The sequence below is a fragment of the Ruegeria jejuensis genome (assembly GCF_041537905.1).
Lineage (GTDB): Bacteria > Pseudomonadota > Alphaproteobacteria > Rhodobacterales > Rhodobacteraceae > Ruegeria_C.
In genome coordinates, this window is the sequence record NZ_JBGRUO010000021.1 from 99420 (window position 1) to 107654 (window position 8235).

Genomic DNA, 8235 nt, shown 5'->3' on the forward strand with positions numbered 1-8235 from the left:
GCCGAGCCTGCCTGTCGTATTCCCGCAGGATGGTTGGTAGCTTTAGCTTCTTGAGTTGGCGGTTCAGCAGGATCTGCGGGGCTTGGCCACGGTAGTGGACCTGTCACGCTTTTGTGCCGCCCCAAGTGCTCGTTTAGGCCACTTTCCGTTCGAAAGCGACCGGGCTTTTCCAGCCCAATGCTGAGTGCCGCCGTCGTGGATTGTAGAAGCCATTGATGTATTCAAAGAAGGCCATCTCAGCCTGCCGTCGTGTTCCCCATGACCGTCACCAGATCAGCTCGGCCTTGATGGTTTTGAAGAATGTTTTGACGGCGGCATTGTCGTAGCAATTGCCTTTGCCGCTCATCGACACCTTGCACCCATGCGGGCGCATGAGCTTTTGGTAATCGTGAGAACAATATTGGCTACCGCGATCCGTGTGGTGGATGCAGCCCTTGGGTGGCTGTCGAAACGCTACGGCCATCTTCAACGTCCCGATGGCGAGGTCCCGCTTCATGCGGTTGCTGACGGCCCAACCGATGACACGCCGGGAATGCAGATCGAGGATGACAGCAAGGTAGAGCCAGCCTTCACGCGTCCAAACGTAACTGATGTCACCAGCCCATTTTTGGTTTGGCATGTCAGCGGTGAAGTCACGATCCAGCAAGTTTGGTGCGATATTGAACTTGTGGTCACTGTCGGTTGTCACCTTGTGTTTACGGGTTCTGACCACCGATATCCCGTTCTGGCGCATCAACCGCCCCACACGGCGGTGCCCAACATCCAGACCGATCTCCTTCAACTCTTCTGTCATGCGCGGACGACCGTAACTGCCAAGGCTGAGACGGGATTGGGCAAGCGTGACCAGGTCAGTCCGCTGTCTGCGACTGGCTGGGCGGCTGCGGAAGGCACGCAACCCACGTGTGCTGACGCCAACGACTCTGCATAAACGCTTGGCTGGGAAGTGGTCCCTGTGCTCTTCGATGAACCTAAATCTCATTGCTTTAGGCCCGCGAAGAATCGGGTGGCCTTTTTTAAGATCTCCCTCTCCTCCTTGAGAAGCCGGACCTCACGCCGAAGTCGCTCATTCTCTCTGGCAAGGTCCAAATCTTCTTTCGAAACCACGTCAGTGTCCCGATGCGCTGTGATCCATTTGTTCAGTGTCGACATGCCAACACCCAGATCATCGGCCACCTGCTTACGCGTCAGCCCACTGGTCAGTGCAATCCGCACCGCATCTTGGCGAAATTCATCCGTCAGCTTCAGCCCCATAGTTCGTCTCCTTTGTTGCAGTAAATGCTATCAAAGGAGCGGCATCAAACCGCGACAGGTCCATAGAGTATGCATCGATCAAGTCCAACAATGGAACCCTGATGGGATTTTCTGAGGTCGCGAAGAACTTGGTAGCTAGAGCAAGATTGCCCTCAATCTCTCGTGTTGCGTTTCCGCCACGGTTCCAATTGCCTCCGCTTGCTTCCACAATGCTTCCAGTGGTGTTGGCACGAATAGCAACACCGCCCTTGGGTGGTGTGTAACGTGTTGTATTTATGTGATTATTTTGGTTGCGGGGAGAGGATTTGAACCTCTGACCTTCAGGTTATGAGCCTCATGGGCTGTAGATTGACAAGCGTTGCGGGTGATTATTTAGTTGTTATTTATCTGTATGTTATTTGATCTTTAGATTGGCTGATCACTTCTCAACATTGCCCAAATTTGCGCTCTGGTGTAGCACCATCGTAGCACCAAGTTAGAGAGTAGCACATTGGCCAGTCACAGATTGAACTTCACCAAAGCCGCCTTGTCAAAAGCCCCAGCCGCCAAGAAAGGCAGCAAGGATTACTATTACGATGAGCGTGAGAAAGGGCTGGTTCTGGCGGTGACACCCACCGGTACCAAGTCTTTCTATCTCTACAAGCGGATCGAGGGGCGACCGGAACGGCTGTTGTTGGGGCGGTTCCCGGATATCAGCATCGAGAATGCCCGCAAGCTGGCAACAGCGGCCAAGGGCGAGATTGCCAGCGGGGCCAATCCGCAAAAGGACAAGCGCGCGGTTCGCGATGAGATGCGCTTTGGTGATCTGTTCCGCGACTACATGGAGAAGTATTCCAAGGTTCATAAGCGCTCCTGGGCCTATGATGAGCGCGAAGTGAACAAGTTTCTTAAACACTGGTTCAAGCGCAAGATATCCAGCTTTGAGCGGGCCGAGGTGGAGCGGCTGCATGCCAAGATCGGCAAGGAGAATGGCGTCTACCAGGCCAACCGGTTGTTGGAACGTATCCGGTCGATCTTCAACAAGGCGATTGAATGGGGATGGGCGGGCACCAATCCCGCCATCGGTGTGAAGAAGTTCAAGGAAAAGAGCCGCGATCGGTTCTTGCAGCCTGACGAGTTGCCCCGCTTCTTTGAAGCCCTGGCGAATGAGCCGAATGAGACCGCGCGGGATTTCTTCATGATTTCCCTGCTGACCGGCGCGCGCAAGTCCAACACGCTGGCGATGCGCTGGCAGGATATCAATTTTGCCAGCGCGACCTGGCGTGTCGAGGACACCAAGAACGGTGATGCGCAAACCATTCACCTGCCGAAACAGGCAATGGAGATATTGACCGAACGCAAATGGGCCTCCGAGAGCCCTTATGTGTTCGAAGGGTCCGGCACATCCGGCCACCTTGCCGACCCCAAGAAAGCCTGGGCGCGCATCCTCAAGGAAGCCGGTATCGACAATCTGCGCATTCACGATCTGCGCCGCACGCTTGGCAGCTATCAGGCCGCCACCGGGGCCAATGGCTACATCATCGGCAAATCCCTGGGACATCGCAGCCAGCAATCTACGGCAATTTATGCCCGTCTCAATCTGGACCCCGTCCGAGAATCCGTGAACAAAGCCACGGACGTAATGTTTGGATACATGAGCAACGGGCAGACACCAAAAAATGACGATCTTTAATGTTGATCCGGGGGCGGTCGCGATACTGAAAATGCGCTGCGGCGTCGATTATGATGGCTATGGGTTTGGAGACGCCTATTTCCGGGAACTGTTGTCCCACATGGGGTTAGAAGCGGACCAAATCGATGCAGCGCGTTTCGCGCAGGAACATTTCAACCTTCTCTTTGGGTTTCTGCAAGCCAAGCAAAAGGAAGCAAACGCGGCAACCATCGAGGACGAGAACCGGGCGCTCGCCAAAGTCCAAAAAGCCGTACAGAAACTCGCAAGAGAATTGCAATCCCTCGCGACAGTCGGCGATGCGAGCGTGCGGCTTTATGCAGAGCTCGAAAACCCTACGGGCGCAGTTTTTTCGCATAAGGGAACCACGATTGCCAACGCGTTGGGAGACCCAATGATCGACCCCTTCAGAGGGCTGAACGGTCTTTTGTCTGATCTCAGGGTGGGGCTTGAACGCGCTAAGATACAAAAACCCAAATCCTTGGAACCGCCCAGATTCAGCGGTGATCTAAAACAGTACGAGGCTGAAAAGTCCGAGTATTGGCTTCAAGCCAACGCGCAACAGTCAGAGATTGACAATTCCGAAGAAAGGTACCGCGAACGGGTGCGTCAGCACGGGCAACCAACCAATAGCCCGCTGATCACCTTTGTCATGGTATTCCAAGAGATATGGGAAGACTGCTCCGACCTGCCTTTCACCGAAGGTCGATATGAAGCGGATTTGGCCGATACCAAGTACATTTCGCGGACAGTAGATGCAGCCGAACACTGCTTGATCAAGTTTGGCGAGGCTTACCCCCGCAGTTTGATCGTAAGAAAGATCAGGGAGGTCCGAGAGGCCAAAGTCGCCTGGGCGTCGTAGTTTTGACCCTCAAAAAGTGGGGGTGAAAACGACGACCGGATCAAATGGAACAGCATCAAGATTGATGGCAATTCTTTCACATGTACCAACGTGTAAAGGAGCCTCTTGAAATGGCTAACACTTTCCCTAAAAGCCTCATGACGCCGGAGCAGGTCGCGGACTATCTCGGCGTCTCTGTTGAAACTCTAAATGTCTGGCGCTGCACCAAGCGCTACAACCTTCCCTTTGTCAAAGCCGGTCGCCTGGTGCGCTACCGGATGCAGGATGTGGAAGCCTTTGTTGCTTCTCGCCTGCAAGGGGGTGCGTGATGCTGGACGAGAACTGGACCCCCGTCAATTTTGCGGCGATCAATTGCCGGATCATGCCGCGCCTGCCCTCTTTGCTGCCGCAATGGTTGCCAAATGGCGAATGGCGCGGCAACGAGTGGTGCGCGCTCAATCCAACCCGCGACGACCGGCGCTTGGGGTCATTCCTAATCAACCGGGTCACCGGCTTTTGGGGGGACTTCGCCACCGGTGATACTGGCGGCGATCCCATCAGCCTCTACGCCTATATTCGCGGCCTCAAACAGCCTGAAGCGGCGCGTGACCTTCAATGCATGCTGGGGGGTTGGTAATGAAACACGAACGCTTCACCCCGCCTCCGCACCAGAAATGCGGCACGCCCAAGCACTGCTATGTCTATCGCGACGAGCAAGGCCAGCCTGTCCTGGTCGCTAATCGCTATGAGCGCGCCGATGGGGGCAAGTTCTTCTTGCCCTTTGATGTGATCCGCAAAGAATGGAAAGCGCCGGACATGCGCCCGCTCTATAACTTGGACAAGATCGCGCATGCTGATCTAACGACGCCCATCATCTTCGTGGAAGGCGAGAAATGCGCGGACGCCCTGTCCAAACTGGGTTACCTCACAACCACCACTTTTGGAGGCTCCAATGCAGCAACGAAAACCGACCTTTCTCCGCTCCAAGGCCGGACAATCATTCTCTGGCCCGATCACGACAAACCCGGGGAAAAGTACGCAAATGTGCTAAAAAGTGCGCTTTTGTGCACCGCAAAAACACGCATTTCCGAACTTTTCATCACCCCGAAAAATCCCGCAATATCCGCAAAAGTAACCAAAAGTGACGAAATGTTCCCCGGCTGGGATGCCGCTGATGCGGTTGAACAAGGATGGACAGAAGAAGACATAGAAAGACTGCTAAAAACGGCTAAACCCTGCAAATCACAGACAGGGAAAAACACGGAAAAGAGCGGAAAAACGCGGAAGATGACGCACATTTGCGAACTTTGGCGCACCCCGCAAAAGGAGTGTTTTGCCACGCTTTCCATGGGAAATCATAAGGAACACTGGCCCATTGAAAGTGGTCATTTCCGGGATTTTCTGTCCTTTGACCACTACCAGGCAGAAGGAAAGATGCTCAGCCAGGCCGCGTTGGAAGAACAGCGCCGCGCGCTCAAGGGCCAGGCTTTGTTCGAAGGCGAGGAATATCCGGCCTTTTCCCGGATCGGCTATCTAGGACGCACAGTCTATGTCGATCTGGGCAACGCTGCCTGGCAGGCGGTGGTTGTTACATCCGAAGGCTGGCAAGTGCTGGATCACCCGCCCGCCAGGTTCCGACGCGCGGTCTCTCAGGAGGCATTGCCGATGCCCCAGCCTGGCACCGGAGATATCACCCTGCTGCGCAAATATGTGAATGTGGCGAGTGACGATGATTTCCGCATGCTGGTGGCCTGGCTCCTGGGCTGTTTCCACCCGCGCGGCCCCTACCCCATTCTGATCCTCAACGGCGAACAAGGCAGCGCCAAGAGCACCACGGCCCGTGTCTTGCGGTCCCTGATCGATCCGGCAAACCCAATGGCGCGCAGTACGCCCAATTCGGAGCAGGACTTAGTGATTGCCGCCAAGCACAATCATGTGCTGGCCTTCGACAATCTCTCCAACATCAAACCCGGCATGGCGGATGCCTTCTGCCGGATCGCTACGGGCGGTGGCTTCGGCACCCGCAAGCTGCACACGGATGCGGAAGAGAGCTTGTTTACCGCAGTCCGCCCCTGCCTGCTGAACGGCATTCCCGACCTGGCCACGCGCCCTGATCTGGCGGATCGCGCCATTGTGGTGAACCTGCCCACCATTCCAGCCTCGGAGCGGCAGTTTGAAGGTGAGTTCAATCGCGCCCTGGCACAAGATGCGCCCCGCATCTTCTCGGGTCTGCTGGATGCTGTATCCGCTGCACTTGCCAATCTTACCACCGTCACGCTGACAGAGCGCCCACGCATGGCGGACTTTGCCAAATGGGTCACAGCCGCCGAACCTGCCGTGGGCTGGCCACAAGGATCGTTCTTGACCGCCTATGCCACCAACAGGACAACATCCGACCAAGCCAGCGTTGAGGGCAACCCAGTGGCGCTGGCAATCCTGAAGTTCATTGCCGAAGAGAAGCGCTGGTCCGGCACCATCACCGACCTGAACGCAGCGCTGAGAAACCGTTATCCCCATCTGACCGACGACCCGAACAGCTACCCCCGCCAACTCAACCGGCTGTCAGGCGCAATCCGCCGCGTGCAACCGCCCTTGCGCCGGATGGGTGTGTCCATTTCCTTTGATCGCCAAGGCCATGCAGGCGAGCGCATTCTCAGGATAGAAAGTGCCTGATCTATCGTCAGCATCGTCAGCATTTGGTTTTGCTGACGATGCTGACGATCAAATCGGGTGTTCTGCGATATGCAGAATGACATTGTGAGACAGCCGCTTTGCGGAGATAGTGTTGAAGAACTCCTATTTTGCCGAAAACCGACATAAAATTTGACCACAGAAAGCCGGTTGCAAATTTTGGCCAGGGGGTCGGCCAAAACGCGGGTGTAACCATGTAAGAAGCGCTCATGGTCTACTGAATGCAAGCAGGGCCGACTTTTCTGACGCACCCGAGTTTGGCGGAAAATCGAGAGCGCAGAAATTTCGAGTTTTTCAACATTATCCGGACAAACAAGCCTTTCGATGCAGGCGCTCGAATGACTGGTTTGGATACTGACGTACATTGGTGAATGTACAAACAGTCACTTTCTTCTTGCCTTGAGCCTTCACCAAGAAACCTAGTAGGGTTCGTTAAATTTCCAAGTAGTGTCGTCATTTGGCCTGCGGGATGCTAGTGGACCGTAACTGTTTGGTTTTGTTGAAAAATTAGTTAGATTGGCTTCTAGATGTCAGAGAAATTAACTGTATTTGTAGTAGGGGCGGGGGCGAGTAAGGAATATGGCCTACCCACTGGTGCAGAATTGAAAACTCAAATTCACGCAATTTGTGACATTCCGCAAGTGGGATTGACAAATACCCGTCCAGACCCAGAAGATGACTGGCTCCTAAGCATAATCAAAGAAATGATATTATTCGACGGCATTCGCAGCCAAGATGCGGGAAACCTCCCAAACAAGATCGCAGCCAAGGCAAGGTTAATCAATAAGTATGTAAATGATGCATGGTTCATTCGAGACAATATTCTGCTTTCCCCGTCGATAGATAATTTCATTCACACTCACCGAGAAAACCCACGCATTGTTAAGTTGGGTAAGGCATTGACGCGGAAATTAATTGCAGAAGCAGAGCGAAAGAGCTCACTCTATGTCGACGACGCATCACTTCAGCTCCAACTTCCGGTAAACGAAATTGAAAATACTTGGTTATTTGCACTAATTAATTGCCTACTTGAAGCCGGTGATTTTGATGAGTTTTTGGACAGGTTGGCGCGTGTTCTTTTTGTCGTCTTCAACTACGATCGGTGTCTTGAACAGTTTTTTAAATACTATGTCGTTAGCTACTTCAGACTGGGCCCGAAGGACAAAAATCGCCTTTCGGCAGCGCTTAAGATCTGGCATCCTTACGGATCACTTTCAGAGGCTAACCCCTTCAGCAGTGTTGAGGCTTTTATTAGAAAAGCCAAATCAGAAGTGCCATTTGGGCAAACTGATAATGATATTGGCTATTTACTTTGGGACCCAATTAAGATGTTTACCGAGACGGAGGGCTTCGAGGGTTTGCGGAGAGAGTATCGAGACGCGGTGATTGATTCCATTGAAAAATGTGATCAGGTCGTTTTTCTAGGGTTTGGTTATCATAAACAAAACCTGCGAATTCTATCTAGTTACGATGCTACCAACGATTGTGACGTTTGGGGGACTTGTTTGGGCCTGCCGAAGTATGAAACAGACTCAGTCCAAGAAAATTTAAGCCAAATATTCTGCGGGGGCTCCAAAGATAGAGTACGTCTTATCAACGCTAGCGCGTCAGATTTGGTTGCTGAGATTGGCAAGCTTCTTTAGGCTCCAGACTCATTGATTTACAGCCAGAATAGGACTGTAGCAGCGAGAGCGATGGCCGAGAGGAATACCTTTGGGCATCTGTCATATCGGGTGGCGACGCGCCGCCAATCCTTCAGGCGTCCGAACATGATCTCAATGCG

The 8235-nt window shown here is 53.5% G+C and carries 8 protein-coding genes and 1 pseudogene; 6 read left to right on the forward strand and 3 right to left on the reverse strand.

Annotation, left to right across the window (positions count from 1 at the left end):
• Window positions 1-133 precede the first annotated feature (133 nt).
• Window positions 134-1251: pseudogene (locus AB1E34_RS20380) on the reverse strand (IS3 family transposase).
• Between the two features lie 505 nt (window positions 1252-1756).
• Between AB1E34_RS20380 and AB1E34_RS20385 the strand changes: the two are divergent.
• The 4 genes from AB1E34_RS20385 (at window position 1757) to AB1E34_RS20400 (ending at window position 4398) form a co-directional block, all read left to right on the forward strand.
• A complete protein-coding gene (locus tag AB1E34_RS20385) occupies window positions 1757-2923 on the forward strand; it encodes a tyrosine-type recombinase/integrase (protein ID WP_372574157.1) in 1167 nt (388 codons plus the stop codon).
• Complete coding sequence (locus AB1E34_RS20390) at window positions 2910-3782, forward strand: hypothetical protein (RefSeq protein ID WP_372574158.1); 873 nt, start codon at window positions 2910-2912, stop codon at window positions 3780-3782. The genes AB1E34_RS20385 and AB1E34_RS20390 overlap by 14 nt, the downstream gene beginning before the upstream one ends.
• 110 nt (window positions 3783-3892) lie before the next feature.
• Window positions 3893-4090, forward strand: coding sequence for a helix-turn-helix domain-containing protein (locus AB1E34_RS20395; protein WP_372574159.1), 198 nt, complete (start codon window positions 3893-3895; stop codon window positions 4088-4090).
• Window positions 4090-4398, forward strand: coding sequence for a hypothetical protein (locus AB1E34_RS20400; RefSeq protein ID WP_372574160.1), 309 nt, complete (start codon window positions 4090-4092; stop codon window positions 4396-4398). Before AB1E34_RS20395 ends, AB1E34_RS20400 begins: the two co-directional genes overlap by 1 nt.
• Before the next feature lie 376 nt (window positions 4399-4774).
• On the opposite strand, the gene AB1E34_RS20405 is transcribed toward AB1E34_RS20400, so the two are convergent.
• Window positions 4775-5110, reverse strand: coding sequence for a hypothetical protein (locus tag AB1E34_RS20405; RefSeq protein ID WP_372574161.1), 336 nt, complete (start codon window positions 5108-5110; stop codon window positions 4775-4777).
• Here AB1E34_RS20405 and AB1E34_RS20410 point away from each other — a divergent pair.
• The gene (locus tag AB1E34_RS20410; RefSeq protein ID WP_372574162.1) at window positions 5109-6434 is read left to right on the forward strand and encodes an AICE element replication initiation protein; all 1326 of its coding nucleotides are present in this window, start codon (window positions 5109-5111) and stop codon (window positions 6432-6434) included. The two genes, AB1E34_RS20405 and AB1E34_RS20410, sit on opposite strands and share 2 nt — an antisense overlap.
• A 545-nt stretch (window positions 6435-6979) precedes the next feature.
• Window positions 6980-8095: a hypothetical protein gene (locus AB1E34_RS20415; protein ID WP_372574163.1), complete on the forward strand. Its 1116-nt coding sequence runs from the start codon at window positions 6980-6982 to the stop codon at window positions 8093-8095.
• A gap of 17 nt (window positions 8096-8112) precedes the next feature.
• On the opposite strand, the gene AB1E34_RS20420 is transcribed toward AB1E34_RS20415, so the two are convergent.
• Window positions 8113-8235, reverse strand: a 123-nt coding sequence (locus tag AB1E34_RS20420; RefSeq protein WP_372570752.1) for a transposase, incomplete at its 5' end; no start/stop codon positions are given.